General features: G+C 68.9%; 21 protein-coding genes and 5 pseudogenes. 15 read left to right on the forward strand and 11 right to left on the reverse strand.

Going from position 1 to position 21790, the window contains the following annotated elements:
* The first annotated feature begins 24 nt into the window (after positions 1 to 24).
* Positions 25 to 441: an SRPBCC family protein gene (locus ABR738_RS05050; RefSeq protein WP_350228750.1), complete on the forward strand. Its 417-nt coding sequence runs from the start codon at positions 25 to 27 to the stop codon at positions 439 to 441.
* Between the two features lie 272 nt (positions 442 to 713).
* Here the strand turns inward: ABR738_RS05050 and ABR738_RS05060 are convergent.
* A pseudogene (locus ABR738_RS05060) lies at positions 714 to 1133 on the reverse strand (DUF6879 family protein); the annotation flags it as partial.
* A gap of 23 nt (positions 1134 to 1156) precedes the next feature.
* On the opposite strand from ABR738_RS05060, the pseudogene ABR738_RS05065 reads away from it, so the two are divergent.
* Positions 1157 to 1240, forward strand: a pseudogene (locus ABR738_RS05065) (HD domain-containing protein); the annotation flags it as partial.
* Between the two features lie 115 nt (positions 1241 to 1355).
* On the opposite strand, the gene ABR738_RS05070 reads toward ABR738_RS05065, so the two are convergent.
* Positions 1356 to 1766, reverse strand: coding sequence for a tautomerase family protein (locus ABR738_RS05070; protein WP_350228751.1), 411 nt, complete (start codon positions 1764 to 1766; stop codon positions 1356 to 1358).
* A 98-nt stretch (positions 1767 to 1864) separates the two neighbouring features.
* On the opposite strand from ABR738_RS05070, the gene ABR738_RS05075 reads away from it, so the two are divergent.
* On the forward strand, positions 1865 to 2206 hold the full coding sequence (locus ABR738_RS05075) for an ArsR/SmtB family transcription factor (RefSeq protein WP_350228752.1): 342 nt from the start codon (positions 1865 to 1867) through the stop codon (positions 2204 to 2206).
* A 357-nt stretch (positions 2207 to 2563) separates the two neighbouring features.
* Here ABR738_RS05075 and ABR738_RS05080 read toward each other — a convergent pair whose 3' ends face one another.
* Positions 2564 to 3325 (reverse strand): class I SAM-dependent methyltransferase, encoded by a 762-nt coding sequence (locus ABR738_RS05080; RefSeq protein WP_350234432.1) that lies wholly within the window; start codon positions 3323 to 3325, stop codon positions 2564 to 2566.
* Positions 3326 to 3546: 221 nt separating this feature from the next.
* On the opposite strand from ABR738_RS05080, the gene ABR738_RS05085 reads away from it, so the two are divergent.
* Positions 3547 to 5190 carry a tetratricopeptide repeat protein gene (locus ABR738_RS05085; protein WP_350228753.1) on the forward strand — a complete coding sequence of 548 codons (1644 nt, stop codon included), beginning with the start codon at positions 3547 to 3549 and terminating at the stop codon, positions 5188 to 5190.
* A 603-nt stretch (positions 5191 to 5793) separates the two neighbouring features.
* On the opposite strand, the gene ABR738_RS05090 is transcribed toward ABR738_RS05085, so the two are convergent.
* From ABR738_RS05090 to ABR738_RS05110, 5 genes are all read right to left on the reverse strand, one after another.
* A complete protein-coding gene (locus tag ABR738_RS05090; protein WP_350228754.1) occupies positions 5794 to 6003 on the reverse strand; it encodes a hypothetical protein in 210 nt (69 codons plus the stop codon).
* A gap of 104 nt (positions 6004 to 6107) precedes the next feature.
* Positions 6108 to 6629 carry an AAA family ATPase gene (locus tag ABR738_RS05095; protein WP_350228755.1) on the reverse strand — a complete coding sequence of 174 codons (522 nt, stop codon included), beginning with the start codon at positions 6627 to 6629 and terminating at the stop codon, positions 6108 to 6110.
* Positions 6626 to 7009, reverse strand: coding sequence for a histidine phosphatase family protein (locus ABR738_RS05100; protein WP_350228756.1), 384 nt, complete (start codon positions 7007 to 7009; stop codon positions 6626 to 6628). Before ABR738_RS05100 ends, ABR738_RS05095 begins: the two co-directional genes overlap by 4 nt.
* A gap of 104 nt (positions 7010 to 7113) precedes the next feature.
* Positions 7114 to 7266: a hypothetical protein gene (locus tag ABR738_RS05105; RefSeq protein WP_350228757.1), complete on the reverse strand. Its 153-nt coding sequence runs from the start codon at positions 7264 to 7266 to the stop codon at positions 7114 to 7116.
* Positions 7267 to 7784: 518 nt separating this feature from the next.
* Positions 7785 to 8066, reverse strand: coding sequence for a hypothetical protein (locus ABR738_RS05110; protein WP_350228758.1), 282 nt, complete (start codon positions 8064 to 8066; stop codon positions 7785 to 7787).
* Positions 8067 to 8185: 119 nt separating this feature from the next.
* Here ABR738_RS05110 and ABR738_RS05115 point away from each other — a divergent pair, with 119 nt between their 5' ends.
* A complete protein-coding gene (locus ABR738_RS05115; RefSeq protein ID WP_350228759.1) occupies positions 8186 to 8392 on the forward strand; it encodes a hypothetical protein in 207 nt (68 codons plus the stop codon).
* Positions 8393 to 8443: 51 nt separating this feature from the next.
* The gene (locus ABR738_RS05120) at positions 8444 to 9295 is read left to right on the forward strand and encodes a DUF3592 domain-containing protein (RefSeq protein WP_350228760.1); all 852 of its coding nucleotides are present in this window, start codon (positions 8444 to 8446) and stop codon (positions 9293 to 9295) included.
* Between the two features lie 217 nt (positions 9296 to 9512).
* On the opposite strand, the gene ABR738_RS05125 is transcribed toward ABR738_RS05120, so the two are convergent.
* A complete protein-coding gene (locus ABR738_RS05125; RefSeq protein WP_350228761.1) occupies positions 9513 to 9953 on the reverse strand; it encodes a hypothetical protein in 441 nt (146 codons plus the stop codon).
* Between the two features lie 89 nt (positions 9954 to 10042).
* On the opposite strand from ABR738_RS05125, the gene ABR738_RS05130 reads away from it, so the two are divergent.
* The 3 genes from ABR738_RS05130 to ABR738_RS05140 are packed head-to-tail and all read left to right on the forward strand — an operon-like array spanning position 10043 to position 14052.
* On the forward strand, positions 10043 to 10543 hold the full coding sequence (locus tag ABR738_RS05130) for a hypothetical protein (protein ID WP_350228762.1): 501 nt from the start codon (positions 10043 to 10045) through the stop codon (positions 10541 to 10543).
* A gap of 4 nt (positions 10544 to 10547) precedes the next feature.
* Positions 10548 to 13490 carry a M48 family metalloprotease gene (locus tag ABR738_RS05135; RefSeq protein WP_350228763.1) on the forward strand — a complete coding sequence of 981 codons (2943 nt, stop codon included), beginning with the start codon at positions 10548 to 10550 and terminating at the stop codon, positions 13488 to 13490.
* 19 nt (positions 13491 to 13509) lie between these two features.
* Positions 13510 to 14052 (forward strand): hypothetical protein, encoded by a 543-nt coding sequence (locus ABR738_RS05140; RefSeq protein ID WP_350228764.1) that lies wholly within the window; start codon positions 13510 to 13512, stop codon positions 14050 to 14052.
* A gap of 175 nt (positions 14053 to 14227) precedes the next feature.
* Here ABR738_RS05140 and ABR738_RS05145 read toward each other — a convergent pair whose 3' ends face one another.
* Positions 14228 to 14812 (reverse strand): CGNR zinc finger domain-containing protein, encoded by a 585-nt coding sequence (locus tag ABR738_RS05145; protein ID WP_350228765.1) that lies wholly within the window; start codon positions 14810 to 14812, stop codon positions 14228 to 14230.
* Between the two features lie 226 nt (positions 14813 to 15038).
* Here ABR738_RS05145 and ABR738_RS05150 point away from each other — a divergent pair, with 226 nt between their 5' ends.
* The 5 genes and pseudogenes from ABR738_RS05150 (at position 15039) to ABR738_RS05170 (ending at position 19501) form a co-directional block, all read left to right on the forward strand.
* On the forward strand, positions 15039 to 16160 hold the full coding sequence (locus ABR738_RS05150; RefSeq protein WP_350228766.1) for an epoxide hydrolase family protein: 1122 nt from the start codon (positions 15039 to 15041) through the stop codon (positions 16158 to 16160).
* Between the two features lie 339 nt (positions 16161 to 16499).
* Positions 16500 to 17232 (forward strand): annotated as a pseudogene (locus ABR738_RS37720) (alpha/beta hydrolase).
* 384 nt (positions 17233 to 17616) lie between these two features.
* A pseudogene (locus tag ABR738_RS37725) lies at positions 17617 to 18087 on the forward strand (2-phosphosulfolactate phosphatase); the annotation flags it as partial.
* Positions 18088 to 18126: 39 nt separating this feature from the next.
* Positions 18127 to 18408 (forward strand): annotated as a pseudogene (locus ABR738_RS37730) (hypothetical protein); the annotation flags it as partial.
* A gap of 319 nt (positions 18409 to 18727) precedes the next feature.
* On the forward strand, positions 18728 to 19501 hold the full coding sequence (locus ABR738_RS05170; protein ID WP_350228768.1) for a methyltransferase domain-containing protein: 774 nt from the start codon (positions 18728 to 18730) through the stop codon (positions 19499 to 19501).
* A 335-nt stretch (positions 19502 to 19836) separates the two neighbouring features.
* On the opposite strand, the gene ABR738_RS05175 is transcribed toward ABR738_RS05170, so the two are convergent.
* Entirely contained in the window at positions 19837 to 20805 is a 969-nt protein-coding gene (locus ABR738_RS05175; protein ID WP_350228769.1) for a LysR family transcriptional regulator, read from the reverse strand.
* A gap of 103 nt (positions 20806 to 20908) precedes the next feature.
* On the opposite strand from ABR738_RS05175, the gene ABR738_RS05180 reads away from it, so the two are divergent.
* Complete coding sequence (locus tag ABR738_RS05180; protein ID WP_350228770.1) at positions 20909 to 21754, forward strand: alpha/beta hydrolase; 846 nt, start codon at positions 20909 to 20911, stop codon at positions 21752 to 21754.
* The last annotated feature ends 36 nt before the right edge of the window (positions 21755 to 21790 follow it).

A 21790-nucleotide genomic window follows, 5' to 3' on the forward strand; every position in this document is an offset into this window, starting at 1 on the left:
TCCATCCCGAGAAGGGACAGACACATGGCATCCATCCACCGTGAAGTGCTGATCGAGGACGCCCCTGACCAGGTGTGGGCGGCGATCCGCGACTTCGGCGAGGTCCACCACCGCCTTGCTCCGGGGTACGTCACCGACACCCGTGTCGACAACGACGTCAGGACAGTCACCTTCGCCAACGGCGCCGTGGTGCGCGAACTCATCGTCGACATCGACGATGAGAGTCGGCGCATCGCCTACGCGGTGGTCGGTGGTTCCCTGGAGCCCACGCACCACCACGCCTCCATGCAGGTGTTCGCCGGAGAGGGGGGCCGGAGCCGCTTCGTCTGGATCATCGACGTGACGCCGGAAAACCTCCGTGCGCCCATCGCCGAGATGGTCGATCAGGGACTCCGCGTCATCAAGACAACTCTGGACCGCGAGGCCACTGCAATGGGTTGAGGGCGACGCCCGGCGGAACCAGCGGGCAGCCCGGACCGCAGAGCTTCCGGGCTGCACGCTGGCGCAAGTAGCGGACGGAATAGCCCAGGCCGTGCCTCCGGTCCGGTAGTACGGGGCTTGACCTTGACCTTGGACCACCCCGGGCCGAGGCGGGTTGCGAGCTGCGTACCGGTGAGTCGGCCCTCAGGGGCGGTGAGTGACAGTTCCCGGAGCCGAGTTCCGAGGTCTTCACGCGCCTGCTGATAGTCCGTGCTCACCGGTACTCACCCGCTCTACTCCCCCGCTGCCATTCGTGCCACGAACTCCGGGTACGGGACGGCATAGTGCATCGCGGCGTCACGCCATCGCTTGTACTGGTTGACCTGTGCGGGCTCCGAGATCAGCTCCACACCCGTCAGGTTCTCCGCCCCGTCCCAGTGGCACAGGGCGACGATGTGTGAGTCGAAGATCCAGAAATCTTCGTCGGGCAGGTTGTGGCGCTCCGCGTCCTCGCGCCACATGTCCCGTACCTCTTCGCCCAGCTGGGCGTTGTGTTCGGCGTGCGCGAGGAGATAGCGCTGCCCCTCGGTCGGCGGGTTGTCGACGATGCGCACGCGCGCGACGCTCGCGCCGTCCGCGGTCTTGGCGCTGATGGTGCGCGCCCACGGTGCGGCCATGTCCCACGTCGGCGTCTCGCCCCGCACGAACTGCTTGTAGGTGCTGGTCGCCCTGTCGCCCGGAGGCGGTCGTCGCCCGCGACGCCGACAAGCTGGAGTGCCTGGTACAGGCGGTGGAGTACCGGGAGCAGGGCTACAGCCTCGCCTCGCTCAGAGCCCATTTCTGAAACCTCTAGTGCTGCTCCGCAGCAGCTCGCGTAAGGGTGTTGAGAGTCCGGCCTACGGCCACGGCGCGCACGACAGGCGTGATGCGACGAGTCACGGCTCGACGCGGGCTCCCGCCACGGCACCCAGGTCGACCAGTTGTGCCCTGCCGTTGCCCACCGACCAGTTGTCGAGGGCGTTCTCGATGAGCGTGACGAACACGTCCTCGGGCCGTACGCCGACGTCGGTCAGATTGGCTGTGATCTGGCGGTACAGGTCACGCTTGAGCTCCCGAGGCCGACCCGCCACCAGGGTGATCTGGACGTAGACGACGTCTCGGCGGGCCACGTCGAGGTAGTTCGGGTCGAAGATCAGCTCTTCGGGATCGTGCGGGGTGACGATCTGGAAGCGGTCACCGGCCGGGATGCCGATGGCGTCGACGAGGGCCTGATGCACGCCGTCGGCGATGGCGCGTCGGATGGCGGGCGGCCGGGTGGCGGACAGGTCGATGCGGACCAGAGGCATGAGAACGCTCGCTTTCCGGAGGGCTCAGGTACAGTGTTCGATGAGCATCGACCATATCAGTGTATGGCGATCGTCGAACACTCTGCAAAGGATCAACCGTGTCCGCCCGCACCCGCAGCCTCACCCATGCCCATCCGACCGAGGTGTCGTTCCAGGACGCGCTCGACGCGGTCGGCGACCCTGTGCGACGCGCCATCCTCAGGGAGTTGGCCGACACCCCTGATTGGACCCGCGCCTGCGGTACGTTCGACCTTCCCGTGACCAAGGCGACGCGCAGCCACCACTTCGCCGTGCTGCGGGCCGCCGGCCTCATCGAGCAGCGCGACGAGGGACCACGCCGGCTCAACCGCCTCCGTCGCCCCGAATTCGACCGGCGGTTCCCCGGTCTCCTCGATCTGATCCTGGCCGAGCCCGCAACGGAAGAGTGCGGTTCCGCGTAGGTTCGCGTAGGGGTGTCGGCGAGCGCGACTTGCGGCCCGTCATCTTCTTGGCCGCAGCCTTCTTGGCGGCTGTCTTCTTCACCGGGGCCTTCTTCGCAGCGGCGTGTTCGGCAGGTCGTTGAACGGTGGCGTCGCCGACCTCGCCTCGGGCCTTCTTCGCCGACTCCGTGGACGCGGTCAACGCTGCCATCAGGTCAACGACCTTCCTGGCCTCCTCGGGTGCCGCGCCCTCCACTGGCTTCGGCCGCCGACGCTCCGCCTTGGCTGTGAGCATCTCCTCGACGGCTTACGACGCGGGGAGCGATAGATCGGCGGGCTTGCGGCCCTGAGGTGACGGGGTGTTCGTTGGGTGTGCGGTCAGGCCACAGGCCGCGCGATCAACACCGGCTGGAAGAAGTGCGTCTCCTCAACACCGTGCCAGGTGACGTTGCCGAACCCGCCCTCTTCCACAAGTGCCGCCAGCTCCTCCAGCGCCCAGGCCCGCGACGTCGCGCGCCGGACCCGAACCTGCCAAGCGTCGCCAACCGGCAGCAGTTGCACGTGATCGAAGTCGTAGACGCCGTCGTCGTGCCAGTGCCACAGCTGGAACGTGACCACCTGCCCGGCGTCGCTGTTCGTCACTTGCGGAACCGTGGACTGCCGCCGAGCCTGTCGGGCGTCGCCGTAGTCCCTTGCCGAGAGCACCAGCAGCCCCCCGTCTCGCACGACTCGCCGCATATCGCCCACCGCGCGGCGGACATCGTCCTCGGTCAGCAGGTGCGCCAGCAAGTTGTCCGCACTCAGCACGACGTCGAACGAGGCGTCGGCGAACGGCAGCGAGCGCATGTCCGCCGCCAACGTCGCTACCGCCACCCCGCGACGCTGCGCTTCCGCAGCCGCTCGGACCGCGGCAACCGGACTCAGATCGCTGCCCACGATGCGATGCCCGTGCTCGGCCAGGCCGATCGCCTGCGTCCCGATCCCGCATGAGCAGTCCAGGACCTCCAGCGGCTCGGCACCGTCCAGATACCGCCGGACCAACGAGTCCAGGGCATTCCCCTGCCGCGATACCGACAGCGACCAGTCCGCGTAGATCAGGTGGTAGTCCTCGGCAAGCTGATCGTAGAAGTCCAGCAGCAGGAATCGGCTAGCCCAGCGCCGTGGTGGCGATCGGTGGCGCGCCGAAGGAGCCGGCCCGAAACACCAGTTGGTGTTCCTGGATCGGCTGCTGGTGACGCTGGTGAAGGTACGCCATGACCTGCCGGACGCCGCGCTCCCCGAGTCGTTAGCGATGCCATTTCAGTCCGGGCGCCTACAGCTCCGCCGTAGGCTGGCGGCCTCGCGACGAGGGGAGAGAAGCAGTGAGTGAGCACGACAGGCCAGAGGCGAAAAGCGGCAGCGATGAGGGCGACGAGGCCGGCCGGAGGACGCTTGACAACGCAGCCCCCGCCCCGCGCAAGGACGGCAACCACATCACGGGCGGCCATTTAGGCAACGTCGTCATGGCAGACACAGTGCATGGCGGTGTGACCTTCCACCACGGTGGCGGCGACACTCCGAGTGACCTGGAGGACCCCGTCATCGCCTCCGTGCAGCTGAGGCCGGGCGGGACCCTCGCTGACTTGGTCGTGGACGCAGATCCGCCACGAGTGATGGTGCCCAGCGGCACGGTTCACATCATCACTCTGGAGGCCAGAACGAGCCGGGCTGTGGTCCTTGACGCTGCGCGCCCTGTCGTTCTGGCTCGCAGGCCACCGCGCCCCGCCTGTCTGTCACTTCGTATCGGGGCGAAGGTCGAACCCCGCCGTTTCCTAACGGACTTGGACGTCCGGGTGCCGCAGATGCAGGCCCAGGGCGCCGACTTTCCGTTCTCCATCAGCGCAACCGACGTGGAACAGTTCTGGTTCGAGCCGATCGCCTGCACACACGAGATCTCGTGGCAGCTGGAACTCGACTGGACCTGCGCGGGTCGTCGCGGCACCACCATCATCAACAACAACGGGGAACCGTTCGAGGTGTATCCCGTGGCCGCGTTGTACGACGGCCGGGAGCCCTCGGTTCTGAGTTCCGGCTGTAGCCTCGGCCATGCGCGGGGGTGCCCGTCCCTTCTTCTCAAAGAATCAGGGGCTCCCACATCTCTGTGGACGTCGGCTACGTCGTCCTCGCTCCCGTCCTACCCTGCGCTGGGCGGACCGCGAACCGCCGACGCTGCAACCGCGCCACCGAACCGCTCCGAGGACGATGACCCGGAGGATCTCCAACGTCGCATCCTGGCTCTGCACGCCGGTCTTGCCGTCAGCGACCCCGAGCTTCCTGCCTCCTGGCCCGAGTACCGCAAGCTCGCCTCACTCGTACGGGTCCTGTTCAATCGCCCGGACTACCGCAGCCATGAACCACAGGAATTCCGGGCCCTGCTCGTCCAGGTGCTGCGCTACCTATACGTGTCCGGCCAGCACGAACCCGGTGTGACTCTCGGCCGCGTAATCAGAGCATCCTGGAGCGAAACGCTCGGGGAAGACCATCCGGACACGTTGGCGGCGACCAACAGGCTCGCTGGGTGTCTGCTTGGCCTCAGGAAATATGCGGAGGCAATAGATCTGTTGGTGGATCTTCTCCCGCGCTGCGAGCGGGCGCTGGGCTGGGAGGATCCCCTGACCCTGACCGTCGCCAGCAACCTTTGCGGGGGCCTCTCCGCGCTCGGTGCTCACGAAGAGGCCCGGCAACGGTGCGAGGACGTTCTGCGTCGAAGCCGCATCGCGCTCGGCCCCGACGATCCCCGCACATTGCGCGCGGCATCCAATCTCGCGCTCTTCCTGCGGCGTCTCGACGATCATCAGGCTGCCCTTGCCGTCATGGAAGACACCCTTCTGCGGTACAGGCGCGTGCTGGGCGAGGACCATCCCGACACCGAGCACGCCAAGCGTGATCTCGTCGCTCTTCTTCGCGAGCTGGGGGAGGACGACCGCGCCCAGGCCGTGACGGGGGATCTACCGGCCAGCCCCTGAGCGATTTTCGAGCACGGGCAGCGGGGAACCAGCCCCGTCAGGCGCGCCCCGCATCCTCACTGGGAGTGCGGGGCACGGTCTCCCTCTCCGTCCGGTGGTGAGCTGCTGCTGGAGGGGGGCGTCGTAAATGTGAGTCCACCGGAGATGTTCTCAGCCAGAACGGCGGGCCCGTGGAACGTGCCACCGCTGATGTGGTTGGTCGTCTTGCCCTCGACGACGCGCAACGTCATGGCCAGCTCGTGCCACTGGCTCAGGTCTGAGCGGAAGCCTCTGTCGGCCGTCGCTCGTGCGGCCAGGGCCTCGCTCAACGCCTGGGCACGCGACTGATCAGCGGGGGCCTCTTCCAACCGACTCAGCTCTCCTTCACCGGACGTTGCCGACGAACTTTCCGAAGTCTCTCCGACGCCGCGGAAGGGGCGCCGCACCAGGGTGCTCAGCCCTGCCCACGCCTGTCGCCCAGCCTCGCCCCCGGCGCCACCCGCCAACGCCATCAACAACCCCGCCGATACAGGATCCACCGCGTGCTCCCTGCGTCCACATACTGATTTCTGACACGAGACACGCTACGAGAAACGGCGGCTCCCCAAGGGGAAACCAGGAGCTTCAACCGGCCGGCTCTTTGGCGCACCGAGCCGGCAACGACACCCTCGCGGCAGCGACCTGAAGCTTCCCCCTCGTCGTCGGCACCGTGTAGGCGGGGAGCCTGCCGGACATCCGGGTGCGCAGCGCTCGGGTGTTGACGTCGGCGCCGGGGGCGGGGACGACGTATCCGACCAGGCGCGAGTCGCCCGTGGAGTCGGGGTGGGCGGCCACGACGGCGTCACCACAGGCGCTTGACCTCGGCAGAGTTCGGCAGCCCGAGGATCTTCTCCTGGGTCACCAGCAGACTCAGTTTCATCGCACGCTCCCGTGCTCGGTCAGGACAGCCAGCCGCTCAGGTCGACGATTTCCTGAGCGATCTCGTCGAGTCCGCGGTCCGCGTCGATCAGGTGGTCCTCGATCCGGTTGCGGGCCATGGGCTCGGCGAGCTCCATCGCCCTGCTGAGGTTGCGGGCCAGGCCCCGTCCGCGTTCCCGTTCGCGCATGCGGTCTTCCAGGGTGGGGCCGGCCACGTGGAGTCGGTAGACCGTGATGTGGGCGCCGGGCACCGCCTCCTCGATGAGCCCGACGTCCTCGGCATGCTCCACGATGCCACTCAGGACGAGACGGTCGGCGCCGGCCTGTTGGAAGTTGGCCCACAGCGCGGCAAGGTTCCTGGCGCCGAGGGAACGGTTGAATCGGTCCGGGGAGCCGGGGACGTAGCACCACCGGATGTTGTCCATGTCGATCAGGGCGTGGGCCACCTTGCGTTCGCGCAGAATCTCGCGGATCTCCCAACAGGTGACGGTCTTCCCGGTCCCGGACGGCCCGGTGACCACGATGACGGGCACAGGTGTCATGGCGTTGCGTTTCCCATCGACGACGTCCCGAGCGTGTCATCGTGACTCCGGGGCGGGTCTCCCCATTCCGGCTGCTCGGCGGTGTTCAGGGCGATTGTCTTCGTCAGTGACAGCTGGTCGTCCACCACCAACACATGGAAGCGTCCTTGGTCGTGTCGGAAGATCCTGCTGCGTCGCAGGGGTACGCCGAGCAGGTGGCACAGCAACCACCTCAACGGGCCGCCGTGTGAGACGGCGAGCACCCGCTCGGTCCCGAGGGCTGCGGCCTTTGCCACGATCGTGGTCACCGCCACAACGAGGCGCCGGCTCGCGGCGCGAACGGACTCCTCCCCGGGCGGGTCGACCAGTTCGGGCGGCCACATGTCCTGCGCGGTCGGCATGGGGTCGACCCAGAGGAAGCCGCAGGGCGGGCACTCAGCGATCCGGAAGCCGCAGCGCCATGCGGCTGGCCTGGCGTGGCCGTACCCGCACGCCTCGCAGGCGCTCACGTCCGAGTGCGCTGGGTGCGCGGCGCGGCCGGCGTCGCCGCCTGCTCGCGCGTCAGCGGGGGCTCTCCGTACCGCAGTTCGAGGTGCAGGGAGCTCGCGGCGGGTTCGTGGTCTTCAGGCGGATCGGGCGTGGCGTCGTCGAGCGTCACCGAATCTCCTGGTCGAAGATGGTGTCCACCTTCCGGATGGCCTTGACGGTGTAGTCGATGTCTTCTCCGTCCAAACCCGGCCCCATCTCGATGCGGATCTGCTGGGCGAGTACATCCCGTGCGATGGGCGCAGTCTCGCTGCCGTAGTCGGGACGGCGGTGCGCCGGCAACGCGCGGTAGAGGGCGGGACGCTGTTCACGTACCCAGGCGATGTCGCCCGCCGCGCGTCAACATGACATATGGCGACGGCTTGGCCGGTCGCGCGCATTGCGCCATCTCCCACGCGCGGTGGCCACTGCCATCAAGAGCCTCCCGCTGGTTGCGGTCGGCGCATGCGGGTCTGGTGACCGAGCAGGCCGCAGGGACGCTCTCGCCCAGCTGTGCCATGTGGGACCAAAGGGAAGCCTCCCCCACACACCGGAGCGACCGGCCAAGATTCGGACCAGGGGCGGACCAGGGGCGGACCAGGGGCGGACCAAGTCAACTTCGCAACCGGCGATTCGACCCGTCACCGCAGGTCAGAGGGAAGACAGCGTGTGTACCACCAGCAGACCAAGAATCTGCTGGTGTCGTACTCGCCGAAGAAGCTCGGGTTCTTCTAGAGCCTCAAAAATAGGCGCCTGACCTGGTCTTTTGCCGGTCAGGCGCCTTCCGCTCGGCGCGCGCGGAGCGGGGCCGAATTGCACCGAGCACGGCCAGGCGATCAGCGCGAACGCCCACGAGTAGCCAGTTCCGGCAGCCAGCCGGCCGAAGGCGACGGCGCCGACGCCCATGCCGGCGTCGTAGGCGAAGTTCCCCATTGCGCTGACCGTGCCCTGGCCGCGGCGGAGACCCGCGCGTACATCAGCGTGAGCTTGGCGTTCTGGGCAACGCCGAAGCCGATGCCGAACAGACCGACAGCAATGATCACAGCAACCGGATGGCCGGTCAGCGCCATGAGCCCGGTGCCGAGCGCGGACAACAGCAGACCCGGCAATACGAGCCCGGCGGAGCCGTGCCGGTCCCCGTGACGCCCGGCGAGCCATCGGCGGTGGACCTGCCGGCCCTGCGCCTCACCGGCCCGACCCGGGCCCGCCATCACCTCTCGATCCTCCCGGAGTCGAGGATCCGCGCGTCGAGCGCGTGAGGGCGCCAGGCGCCTGACGGACCGTCCTGCCATGGCCTAAGGTCCGCCGATGTGGGGGAATCAAAACGTGAGGCAGCCACCGGGGTCGTCCTGTCCGGCGGCCGCACCCGGGCGTGGGTGGAGGGCGGTGCGCTGCACTGGAACCGGGGGCGTACGACCGTCGTCGTGCCGGGGACGGGGATCCGCCGCGTCGAGGCGGCCGGGAAGTCGCTGACGGTGTTCCTCGTCGAGGACGCCGGTGATGGCTTGTCGATGACGGTCCGTCACCGCGATCAGGACGTGATCAGCGCGCTCGGCGCGGAGATAGACGCGATCATCGCTGACGCCGGCCGGTCGAGGAAGCGGCGCCAGCCACAGCGGTACACGGTGCGGGTGTGGCCCGTACGTGTGCTGACCGGCCTGCGCGACCGGGTTCTGCACGGCAGCCCGTGGTGGCGGCGCGCGCTCTGGTACACGGTCCTGGGCCTCCCCCTGGCCGTACTCCTGCCGGTCGACCCCGTCCAGGGCGTCGTCGCCTGGCTGCTCCTGCCCGCCGGGCTCGGCCTGCTGCTTTTGTGGGTGACGATGTCCCAATTGGACGGCAGGTGGATGGCGTGGCGGCGGGGCGTGACCGTCCACGCGCGGTACGAGTTCGACCTGACGACGACCGCGGACTCGGGCGTCAGCTACGTCGTCCATTTCCGCACGCTCGACGGGCAGGAGAGGGTGGAACCCACCTGGTCGCGAGGGACCCGTGACGAGATCACGTACGACCCCCGCGACCCTTCCCGCGTACACGCACACACCCGGCTGGCCTGGCTGGGGCCCGCCGTGGTCGCCTTCCTCCTGACCGGCGTGTGGGGCGTCCTGTGCTGCGTCCCGGCGGTCATCTGGCTCATTGCGCTGGTGTCCCTGCCGTTCTGAGGGCGGTGGTGAGGCAATTGCGACCCTGGACTACCGGGCGCCACCCGGCACCACCGGCCCGTCCGAGGGTGGCCACGCCCGCCTATATGGGCTCCGTGCCGTCGACTTCGGTGGGCCGCAGCAGGACCCCGCCGGTTCACGTGCGCCCAGGATCATCCGCGGCTGGACCGGCTGGTCCGGCACGATCCACCCCACCGGCTGCCCGAGGCGGCACGCCTCAAGGAAGCGGCGCTTGGTTTCCCTCTTGTTCCTTGTCGCGTTCCGCGACGGCGCCGCGAGTCCGGTGATGTCGACCGAGCCTTCGACCGTGTCCACGCTCACGCCGACCGCTCGGTGCGGCAGGAACGTGACCGCCTGTGTCGAGCGGGCGGGTCACGAGACGGCTCACGACCGTCGCGCCGGTCTCGCGGTACCCCTCGATCGTCGGGAACGTCACGCTGTAGCCCGCGGCAGAGAGCGGCAGAGAGCGGCAGAGAGCGGCAAAGAACTGTCGCGCCATGAAGTCGGTGCCGCCGGTGTTGGCTGCTCCAGTAAGGACCGGGACGTGCTCGGGTCGACCCGGCAGGTAGGCGAGCTGATGCTGTGCCCGGTCGTAGCCCGGGTATCGCAGACGGAACGTCATCACGTCCAACGTGGGGCCCTGCTTGTCATCGTGCACGTCGTTCTCTCTCTGCCGCCGAGAGGTGAACTTTGGTTCAATGGCCGTAGGTTCGGCGCGATTACGGTGGCGACCAACGGGGGAAAGCCATGGGTTCTGAGGCAATTGGTTCAGATCAGGTGACGCTTCGGGGCGTCGTTCGGGCGGTGGTCGCCGAATTGGAACCGGGCGAAGTGAAGGCCCTGGACGGGCTCCTGCGCCACGACGACGAAAAGGTCCGGCAGTGGCTGGGCGGTCGGCGGCGCGGTGGCGGAACGATCGGATTCGGACTCAACGACGTCGTCCTGGTGCTGACGCCGGTGGTTTGGATGGCAGTTGATGAGGCCCTGCGCGAGGTCGTCGGCAAGGGAGTCGACGCGGGGACCAGAGGAATGAAGGTGACGTTCCGCCGCGTGCTACGACGGCGGGGCACGGCTGCCGGCGCTCCGGCCCCTCTCCCGCCCCTCAACGAGGACCAGCTGTCCCGCGTGCGGGGGATCGTCGAGCAGAGCGCCCGGCGGCGCGGGATCTCGCAGCGGCGCGCGACCGAGATCGCCGACCTCGTGACCAGTCGGCTGGAGCGCGGCGATGACCGGCCGGAGCGGCACTGACCCGGTGCCTGAGGCCACGGACAGGTCTCATCTGAGAGTCGACGAGCGGACGTTGGTCGCGGGCACCAGCCTGCGCTTCATGATGCTGGTGGTCCTGCTGCTCACACTGAGCGCCTCGATGATGCTGCCGGTCGTCTCGCAGTTCCGTACCACGAAGCCGGACTACGTCGGCTGCGAGCTCGCCGCGGGTGTGGATCCCCAGCATGCCGGAGAGGCGTCCAGTTACGCTCAGGAGATGGCCCAGGAGGTGCCGTTCGCAGCGTGCCAGTCCAAGTACGCACCCGGACTGCCACTGTGGGCCCTGGCCGCCTGGCCGGCCGGGCTCGTGGTGGTCGCCGGAGGCGTGTTCGCGGTGCTGCCGGTGCTCATGCGCAGGCGGCGGTACATCGTGCCTCTGCCGCCACCCGACGAGGAGGGCCGACCGCAAGCCCTGCTCGAAGAGCTCGCGCTGGCCGCCGGCTTGAACGGTCCGCCGACGGTGGTGCTCGACATGGCAGCGAAGTCGCGCGGCGCGGAGGTGTTCGGCACCGACCGCCGGCCGGTCGTGTCCGTCCCCAACGGCCTGCTCGACGCCGAGGACCAGGACGGGGCACGGGCCGTGCTGTTGCACGAGTTCGCCCACATCAAGAACCGTGACATCACCCTCACCTACGCGACCGTCGCGCTCTGGCGGGTCTTCGTCGCCGTCATCCTGCTGCCCTACGCGGTGTGGGAAGGCGATCAGATCTACCGGAACACCGAACTGTGGCACTGGCCGCCGACGGTGACGCCCGGTCTGGCCCGGGCCGTCCTGATCCCTCTGGTCACCCTGGCACTGGTCTACCTCGCGCGCTCGGACGTGCTGCGGACCCGGGAGCTCTACGCCGACTTGGCCGCCGTGCGGCACGGCGCCACCAAACGCAAATGGGAAGTGGGGCAACCGCCGCCGGAAGGCAGCAGGGCCCAAGCGGCTTGGGCGTCGTTCACCGAGCTGTGGCGGTCCCACCCGAGACTGGAACTGCGGCGGCACAACCTCGACGATCCCGCGCCGGTGTTCGGTGTCCAGGCGCTGCCGACGTTCCTCGTCGGCGTCGTGGCCATCCTCCTCTCCGTGGACCTGCTGACGTATCTGAGTCCGTTCATCTACCACATGAGCATGTGGCTGGAGCAGGCGGTGGCGCTGGTTCCGGCGCTGGTGGTGACCGGCGTCGTCGGCGTCGCGCTGTGGCGGTCGGTGGCCTTCGCCGCGTCGACGGAGCGGCCTGCTCCGTCGGGGATCCGGGTGGGCTTCTGGCTCGGCCTGGGGATGGCGGCGGGTGATCTGCTCACCGGGAACTCCTCTGGAAACGGCGCCCAATGGTGGCCGACGCGACCAGCGGCGCTTCTGTTGACGATCGGCGCGGGCGTGGCGGTCATGTGGTGGACCGCGCAGTGCGCGCGGCTGGCGGCCAGGACGTGGCGCGGCCGCGGCCTGCTGGTCCCGATGGCGATCGGCCTGAGCGCGAGCTGTCTGATCCTGCTCGTCTGGTTCAGCTGGTGGGCGCTGATCGGGGTAGGTCTCGCCAATGGTTACTCGCCATCGATCGCCGGGGTCGAGGCCGGCCTGCGGGCCCTGTTCTCCGCATCAGGACTTGAGCACTCGGCAACCCTCACCGCGGTAGCAGAGGCGTTCTCCTGGCTGAACTTCCTGTTCTTGATACCACTGGTCCCCGTGGCCGTGGCCCTCGTCTGGACGGTGCCCGCGGCGGCTTGGGCGGCCGGCCCGACCGACGGCGTCCCTCGGTGGATGGCCCGGGTGCGGACCGGCCCCGACGGCGGGTGGCCACGGACTCTCACGCTGCCGCCGCTCCGGCGCGTCCTGGTCCCCGGGTTCTCCGGTGGCGCCATCGGGACCGTCATGGTCATCGGGGTCGAGGCGTATCTCCACCACTGGCAGTCGCGGCCGCCGCATTCCGGCCACTTCGCGTTGGCGCAGGTCGTGTGGATCCTGCTCGCCCTGGTGGCGAGCGCTCTGGGCGCCGCGGTGGCGGGCTTCGCCTCGGCCGGCCAGTTCCGGCTGCTTGCCACTTTGATCGCCGCCGAGACCGCGGCCCTGACGGGAATCCTCGGGATGTCCCTCGTCGTCACCACGGACGGGTGCCTTCCGGTGCTGAACACCGTGGGGAGGGACTGCACTTGGCAGCCGCCCTGGGACCGATGGCACCACCAGATCTTTCCGTTCCTGTTGAGCAGTGTGGTCGTGACCACCGCGATCCTGTCCTTCGTCGTGGCCGGAGCCGGCTCCGTGGTGCTGAGGCTGCGCCGGCGCGGGGACGACCACCGTGCACCTGCGGGCTCCAGCCCGCCGCTCGCCCCGCCCAGGAGGCCGGGACGGCTGCGCTTCGGACTCTACGGCGTCGCCGCGACGGCCGTGGCGATCGTTGTGGGGCAGATGGTGTTCCTTGAGCGCACGTACGTCATGACCACCACACCCTCCGGCGTCCAGACGGCGACACGAGGGTTTGTCCACGTGCCCACCACACCGGTCGACGCCTCGCTCCTGGCCTCACAGGTCCACGCCTGGGGCCGCTTGGGCGGGCTGTGGATTGTGGACCACGGCACCACCGGCTCCGACCAGCTGATCAGCCAGATCAACACCGCGGCCGTGAGCAAGAAGACGGCGTGGCTCGACATGGGCCCGATCGGCACCACCTGTGACCAGCTGGGCCTGCTGGCTCCCTGGGCGAACGGCAACTACTTCCGCGTTCCCGACGCGCAAGCCGGACTGTCGTGGACGCGGTTCGGGACCAACGCGGCGCAGGGCAGCCGGGATTGCCGTCAGGGTCTGAACCAGAAGAACGCCCGCCTCTTCGGCCAGGGACTGCGCGAGCTGGTCCAAGCCGGGAAGGACCTCAAAGCGGCGAAGAATCGTATGGCCACGGTGTTGAGCGCGGGCGGTTATCAGGTTCCTCTCGACCTCGCAAAGTGAGGCGCGCGCTTGGCCGGACGTGCCGGCGCCCGGTCTCGTCGACGGGGAGGACTCGTACGCCGAAAACTGGGAACTGTCCGGCCCTGACGGACAGCGGCTGTGCGTCGTCGACCGTCCACTGCATCGCGACCACTTCCTCGTGGTCCCGCTCACCCGGGACGAGGGCCTGAAGCCGCACCACTTCGCCGGCGTCGAGGAACCCAACGGCATCAAGGTCAGCACCGACCCCCTGCGGGCGACCGTCGCGGTCAGCCGCTCTCTCCTGCCCCGCTACCAGCGCGCCCTGGCCGCCGTGCGCCATGTCGGGCAGATACAACCCGAGCCCCCGCGCCGCCCCGCGTCCTTGGAGGTCGACCAGGTCCTCACACTCACCCGATACACCGACGGCACCTTCGGCACGCCCTTGGCGACGGTCCCCATCGAGGCCCGCACGACGCTCTCCGTCCACGGCTTCCACTACCACCAGGGCACCTTCCTGCTGCCCGCCTCGTGCGGCAGAGCCGGCCAGGCCCTGCGCATCCAGGCCGTGGCCCAGCAGCTCGCCGCCCACGGCGTCGTCTGAGCCTTTCCGTGTTGTTTGGAAGCGCAACGACGCCACGTCGACCGCAAGTTCCAGTTCGGGTTCTTCCAGGGACTCAAGTCGGGTGCCTGGAGGGAGCCTTACCGCTCCAGGCTCGCCGCGCTCGGGGAACCCAGAGCTCTCCCGGCGCCGGCCCGGCAGGGGCAGGTGGCGGCGCTCAACGTTGGCTGCGTCGGCTCCGGTAGGCCGCGACGCCGGCGCGGTGTGCGCAGGTTCGGGTGCAGTACTGCTTCGAGCCGTTGCGCGAGAGGTCCACGAAAGTGGCCCGGCAGGCCGTCCCGGCACATACGCCGAGACGAGCGGGACCGAGCGTGGCGATCACGGAAGCCAGCGCGCTGAGCGTAGTCGCGGCGAGGCGCGCCGAGCAGCGGTCGGTGTCGGAGGTCACCTCGGTCCACCAGCGGTCGTCCTCATGACGCAGTACGGGAGTGGCGCGGCTGCGACGAAGACCCTCGTTGATCAGGGCCGCGGCTTCGACCGCGTCCGCGGCCGCCCGTTCGAGCACCTGCCGCACCGTCTCGCGCACCGCGCGCACTTCCGCCAGGTCGGCGCGGGTGAGCTGCCGCGGGCCGGCCCCTTGGTTCGCGGCCGAACTCGGAGACTCAGCCGCGGGATGGTCGTCAAGGAAGTCCCGGAGCTGGTCCACGGTCTCGAGCGTGTCCTCTCCCTTGACCGGCCTCAAGGTGTTGGCCAGGTCGACGGCCGTCTGGACGACCACTGGGCTGTAACACGCGTCCCGCATTTGATATATCTCCTCACTGCTCCGTAGCGTTACACTCAAAAGAGCTTTAGCATGTCACGCCATATTCGGCAGGGGACGACGCCGCAACCACTCGGACTCATCCTCAGCCTCGCCCGGCGCCCTGCCGCTGATCACCGCCCGCGACCCGACGCCGGCCGTGCGAACCCGCGTTGTCGGTCCAGCCGCATCTGATCCGATGACGCCCTGACTCGTAAGGAGATGTGCCGTGTCGGCCGAGCCGTTCGAGGTCAGTGTCACCGAAGCCGAGATCGTGGATCTGCGGGACAGATTGCGACGGACACGGTGGCCCGAGCGTGAGCCGGTGGACGACTGGTCGCAGGGTCTGCCGTTGGCGTACGCGCAAGAGCTCTGCCGCAGCTGGGCCGAGGATTACGACTTCGGGTTCGCCGCGCGGCTGAACGTGTTCCCGCAGTTCCGCGACACGATCGACGGGCTGGGGATCCATTTCCTGCATGTCCGCTCGCCGGAGCCAGACGCGTTCCCGCTTGTGCTCACGCATGGATGGCCGGGTTCGGTGCTCGAGTTCTTGGAGGTCCTTGGTCCGCTGACCGACCCGAGGGCGCACGGCGGTGACCCGGCGGACGCGTTCCACGTGGTCGCCCCGTCGTTGCCGGGTTATGGCTGGAGCGACAAGCCGTCGACGACCGGGTGGGGCGTCACGCGCACCGCGCGCGCCTGGGACACGCTGATGGTCTCGCTGGGTTACGAACGGTACGGCGCGCAGGGCGGTGACTGGGGTTCGGCGGTCTCCGGGGCGCTGGGCGAGGTGGCGCCCGGGCGGGTCGTCGGCGTGCACCTGAACCTGGGATCCGTGGCGGCGGGCGCGTTCGACGACCCGACGCCCGCGGAACTGGCCAATCTCGAGGCCGAGAAGGAGATGCGGCGCACCGGCCGGGGGTACTCGGCGATCCAGGCGACCCGGCCGCAGACGCTCGGTTACGGCCTCACCGACTCCCCGGCGGGACAGGCCGCCTGGATCGCCGAGAAGTTCTGGGCGTGGACGGACAACGACGGCCATCCCGAGGACGCGTTGTCGCGGCAGACGATCCTCGACGAGATCTCGGTCTACTGGTTCACCGCGTCGGCCACGTCGTCGGCGCGCCTGTACTGGGAGAGCTTCGCCCACTTTCGCGACAAGGTGAGCGCGCCATCGGGGCTGTCAATCTACCCGCGCGACATAACCCGCCCGTCGCGGCGGGAAGCCGAACTGCGCTTCACCGACCTGAGCTGGTTCGAGGAACTGCCCCATGGTGGCCACTTCGCCGCGCTGGAGCGGCCGGAGTCACTGGTCCAGCAGGTGCGCGGGTTCTTCCGCCTGTTCCGCTGACTGCCCCTGCCGCAGATTTTCCGTACCGTCCCCTGGGAATCCCGCGCCCAGGGACCCTCGAGTACGACCGGTTGCACGCTCCGGCCCGGTGCCGCGTCCCGGTCCGGCGCGGGCCCTGAAACCTTGGGGGGCGGCCGCGTTGGGCAAGATCTACACTGCCTTGGGCGGCTGGACTCCCGCTTCCAGCGATGGATCACGCAGCGCGCACGCGGAGCACACGATCGCCGTCCCCAGGGGTGGCGCGCGCAATCTCACGAAGGTGGACTGATGGCGGCAATACCTTTCGATGCGGCGCTGCTGGACGGATACCGCGCCGTGCAGAAGGCCGGTTCGGGCCCGATGAGCATGGAGCGGCTGCCGAAGGTCCGGGCCGAGGACGCCGCAGAGGTGCCAACACTCGACGAGCTGCGGCAGGGCGGACGGTTCGAGGTGACTTCGCACTCGGTTCCCGGGGCGTCCGGCACCTCGGAGGCCGAGCTGCTGATCTGTACGCCTGCCGCCGTTTCGGGTCCGGCGGCGTCGCGCCCCGTCATCTACTTCGTGCACGGCGGTGGCTACTTCAGCGGCGACCCGCGGCACCTGTTCTTCCTCGAACGGCTACTGGACGAGGCCGAGCGGTTCGGAGCATCGCTGATTTCGGCGGGGTACCGGCTCGCGCCGGAGCATCCGTATCCCGCGCCCCTCGACGATGTCTACGCCGGACTGCTGTGGTCCGTCGAGCACGCGGCCGAACTCGGCCTGGACGCGGACCGGATCGTCGTCGCGGGGACGAGTGCCGGCGGTGGCCTGGCGGCCGCGCTGAGCGGACGTGTCACCGTACGCCGCGCCTGCCCGCGCCACGGATCTGTCCGGACTGCCGCCGGCGTTCATCGACGTCGGCTCCGCGGAGACTCTGCGCGACGAGGCCGTCGCCTACGCCGACCGGATCTGGCGGGCCGGCGGCTCCGCCGAGTTGCACGTGTGGTCCGGCGGCTATCACACCTTCGACCTGGTGGTCCCGGACGCGGTGATCAGCCGGGCGGCGTGGCAGGCCCGTCGCTCCTGGCTGGAGCGGGTGCTGGCCGCGGGCTGACGTCCCGCCCGGGTCCCGAGCCACCCGATATCGCGCGTGGTCGCCGACCTGCGTGAGCTCACCTTTCCACGACGCTGGTCGGCGGGGCGGGAAGGGCCACGAGGAGTGCGCCATGACGCACTACGAAGGCGGGGCCCGCACCTGCGGCCTTTCGAGCGATACGGGCCGGACTCCGAGCGCGGCGACCACCGACCGTCCCCGGGCCCTGGGCCGGACCCCGAGCCCGATGTTGTAGGAAGCCGATTCTTGTGACCAACTCCCGTACTGTGAGCCGGGGTTGGTTCTCTCTCGTCCGAGGCCTCCCAGCGTGCGTGGAGACAGTCCTCGATCAGGAAGTCTCCACAGGGGGCCCTGGCATGATCTCCGATCATGGGTGATTGGTTCATGCAGGTCAAACATGGCGTGCGGTTCGGGTGGGGGCCAGTCGGCGCGGAGCTTCTTGCGCAGGACACCGCCTGCCTTGTCGTCGTCGACGTGTTGTCGTTCACGACGTCGGTGACGGTTGCGGTCGAGTCGGGGACTCGGGTGTTCCCTCATCGCTGGCGTGACGAGACCGCCGAGGCTTTCGCTGACAAGGCGCAGGCTCGACTGGCCGTCGGGCGGATCCTGGCCACCGAGACGTCACCATGGCCGTTGTCACCAGCTGCACTGCGGCGGGCTCCCTTGACTTCGCGGCTGGTACTCCCTTCGCCCAATGGGTCCACCATCGCTGCCGCGGCCGGGGAGGCGACGGTGGTTGCTGGGGCACTGAGGAACGCAACTGCTGTCGCTCGATGGTTGGCAGCTCATGGCTATGGAACGGTCGAGCGACCTGTACTGGTCGTGGCCGCGGGTGAGTGCTGGACCGACGGCAGCCTCAGGCCCGCCCTCGAAGACCTCCTCGGCGCCGGAGCCGTGATCGCCCGCGCTTTTCGGGGTGCGTTCTACGAATGTCTGGCCGCCCGGCGAGACCAGTTGTTCGAGCTGGTGGACGCACCGTGCTCGGCAGAGCGACCGTTCTGCCACGTTTACGGTCGGGAGAAGTCGGCGTCGCAGTTCATCCCGGGCTGCCCCTACTCCTTCGTGGCCGTGCTGGAGCCGGGCGCCACTTCCTGGACCGCGATCCTGAACCGCGACCTGGACGCGGTCCGGCTCGGCCCGGTAGACGATGCGACCCCGGCCACCGCCGCCCAGCTCGCACGGCCCGGAGTCCCGCGTCACCAAACCGGAGACCTGGCCCGAGCCCGCGATCCGCCGTCACCGACACTGACACCGACACCGACACCGACACCGACACCACCAACTACGGCAAGGCCGAAACCGGCATGGGGCCGGATCCACCCAAGGCTCATCCGCTACTCCTCGAAGATCCTGATGTTAAAGAACAAGGGCAGTGCCTGTTTCACATTTCAGATGTGAGGAGCTTGTCGAATGATTCGGAGCTGTGGAGTCCGTAACGGCCGCACGGCGGAGCCGAGTTGATGGTTCGCAGCCTCCGTCTGCTTGACTTGCGTGTATGTCGACAACTCTTGGTGTGACCCGGCCGGAACAAGCCTCGTACATGTTGCGGGCGGCAGCCAGCAACGCTGGCCGTGCCTACAAGCAGCAGCTCATCGACCTGTTGGACATTTCTCCTGGTCACACCGCGTTGGATGTCGGCTGCGGGCCGGGTACTGACCTTCCCGCACTGGCTGAGCGGGTGGGCGAGCACGGCACAGTGATCGGCGTCGATCGTGATCCGGCCATGCTTGCCCAAGCGCGTGAACGTACGGGCGGCCTGCGCGGAGTGGATATCCGGGAGGGCGACGTTCACGCGCTTCCGATCGATCAGGGATCGGTGGATCGAGCCAAGATCGACCGGGTTCTGATGCATGTGAAGGAGCCTGTTGCCGCTCTCGCCCAGTTGCACCTTGTCAGCCGGCCGGGCGCCCTGGTCGGACTCGTCGAACCCGACTGGGACACGCTGGCCGTCAACGCGGAGGATCTTCGGACCAGTCGGGACTTCACTCGTTACACCACAGAAGAAGTAGTCCGTAACGCCACCATCGGACGCAGCCTGGGTCGGCTTGCCGAGAAGGCGGGCTTCCGCGTGGAGACGGTGGTCGCGACGACACCGGTCTTCAGGGACTTCGCCGATGCGGACCACACGCTGGGGCTCGGCCGCAACATGGAGCAGGCCATCAACGGCGGGTACGTGGAGCGGGAGCGCGGGGAGCGCTGGTTCGCCAGCCTCGCTGAAGGCACCTTCTACGCGTCGTTCACCCTCGTTACCGTGATCTGTTCCCGATGAGTTGAGCGCCGCTGATGACAGCGGTCAGAACGGGCAGAGCGGTGTCACTGGTGCCGGTTACCGTGGCGGGCCTGTCTGAGCGGATCCAGAGCGGCGTCAGCACGTGGATGCTCAAGAAGCGATTCGTGGGCCAGGCCGGCCTGGTGTACTTCAGGCGCGTCGGCCCGGCCGACATGACGGAAGGCCCTGATCGCGCGGCGGCGGCCACTCTTCACTCGCGGCAGCACCCTTGTCCCTGGCGGCTGGGGCTCTCGACCCCCGGGCGCATGTATGAGACGGGGCGGCAGGCTCCAAGGAGCCGGACGACCGGAGCTCGCTCGCCCGGTGAAGTGACGTCAGGCAGGAATCGGGGCCCCGTCGTCGTCTTCATCTTGGTCCGTGGGGCCGATCCGGTGGTTGAGGGCGGCTCCGACCTCGGGGCAGTTCTGGCGGATGACGTCGAGGAAGGCGTTCAACGCCGGGGAGGGGTCGCGGGCTTGGAAGGACAGGATCAGGTCGGGCAGGGGTGTGCGCGGGGTCACCTCGCAGAACCATGTGCCCCGTCGTGGGGCCGTCAGCATGCGGGAGGGCCCAAGACCGACGCCCACCCCGCAGGCGGCGAGGCCGATGATGGTGTGGATGTCCCGCGCGACGGTCGCGCCGGAGAGCGCCGGGGAGTCCTTGCCCAGCAGGGTCCGCAGGCCGGTGAGGACGGCGGGTTCGTCCTCGCCCGGTGCCACGATCAGCGGCTGTCGCCGCAGTTGGCCCACGTCCACCGACGGCTGCCCCGCGTACGGATGTGTACTGCTGACGACCGCGACGAGGTGATCGTGTCCGATCGGGACCGAAACCAACTGTTCGGCCCCGACGCCTCGTGGACGACCCAGGCCGATCGCCACGTCGAGTTCCCCGGCGACGAGCGCGGCTGTGCTGCGATTGGTCGCCATCTCGTGCAGTTCCAGCCGCACGTCGGGCCGTTCGCGCCCGAACCGGCCGATGACGTCCGGCAGGGGTTCGAGCAGCGCCGATGCGATGAACCCCAGGCGCAGCCGTCCCGTCTCGCCACGCGCCGCCCTGGCCGCGTCGACCGAGGCCGCCGTGATCTCGTCGAGCGCTCTGCGCGCCCGCAGGAGGAAGGCCGCGCCCGCAGCTGTCGGGAACACCCCCCGGCGGGTGCGGTCGAACAAGCGGGCGCCCACTTCTCGTTCGAGGTCGGCGATCTGCTTGGACAGCGGGGGCTGCGCGATGCCCAGCGCACCGGCCGCCCGGCCGAAGTGCGCGTGCTCGGCGAGGGCCAGTGCGTACCGCAGGTGCCGCGCCTCCATGCCAACCCGTCCCTTCATGTCTCGCGATATCTCACAGGTATCGTGCGCCAGCTTGTCAGATCTTTTGATGGATGACCGGCGTCGGGTCGCGTGGAATGCGGTCATGACTGCTACTTCTCCCACAGACACCGTCTTCGTCTTCGTGCACGGGGCCTGGCACAGTTCGGCGCAGTGGGCGCCGACGCAGCGCGCGCTCGCCGCACTCGGTGCCTCGAGCATGGCCGTCGACCTGCCGGGGCACGGCTTCGACGCGCCACTGCCCAGCGGATACCTCCAGCCGGGCCAGCCGGGCCTGCTGACCGAGAAGTCCGAGCTCGCCACCGTGACGATGGACGACAGCGCCGAGGCCGTCCTTGACACGCTGCACCAGGCCCGCCACCACCGTCGTGTCGTGCTCGTCGCGCACAGCGCGGGCGGCGGCCCCGCGTCGCTCGCCGCCGAGAGCGCACCCGGGCTCGTCGACGAGATCGTCTACCTCTCAGCCTTCGTACCCGCAGGACGGCCCCGGTTCTTCGACTACCTCGACGCCCCCGAGCAGGCCGCGGCACGAGGCGGGAGTCTGAACCTCGGCGACCCCGAGGAACTGGGCGCCGTGCGGATCAACCCGCTCTCGCAGGACCCCGCCTACATCGAGGAGCTGCGGCAGACCCACTACCACGACACCCCTCTGGACCGCTTCGACCGCTGGCGCTCGGCGCTGAGCCCCGATCTCCCGCTGGCGATCCCCTCCACTCCGGTCATCGTGACCCCGGACCGGTGGGGGCGTATCCCTCGGACCTTTCTGCGCTGCGCGGACGACCGGGCACTGCCTGCGGCCGTGCAGGATCTGATGATCGCGGAAGCCGACCGGGCCATGCCCGGCGACTCGTTCACCGTGCGCACCCTTCCAGGCAGCCACAGCCCGTTCGCAGCCCGGCCCCATGAGCTCGCCGCAGCGCTGCTGCCGTGAGCGGCCGACGCCCGGTGCCGACGGTGGTGCGCGCCG

It is taken from the genome of Streptomyces sp. Edi4 (assembly GCF_040253615.1).
Lineage (GTDB): Bacteria > Actinomycetota > Actinomycetes > Streptomycetales > Streptomycetaceae > Streptomyces.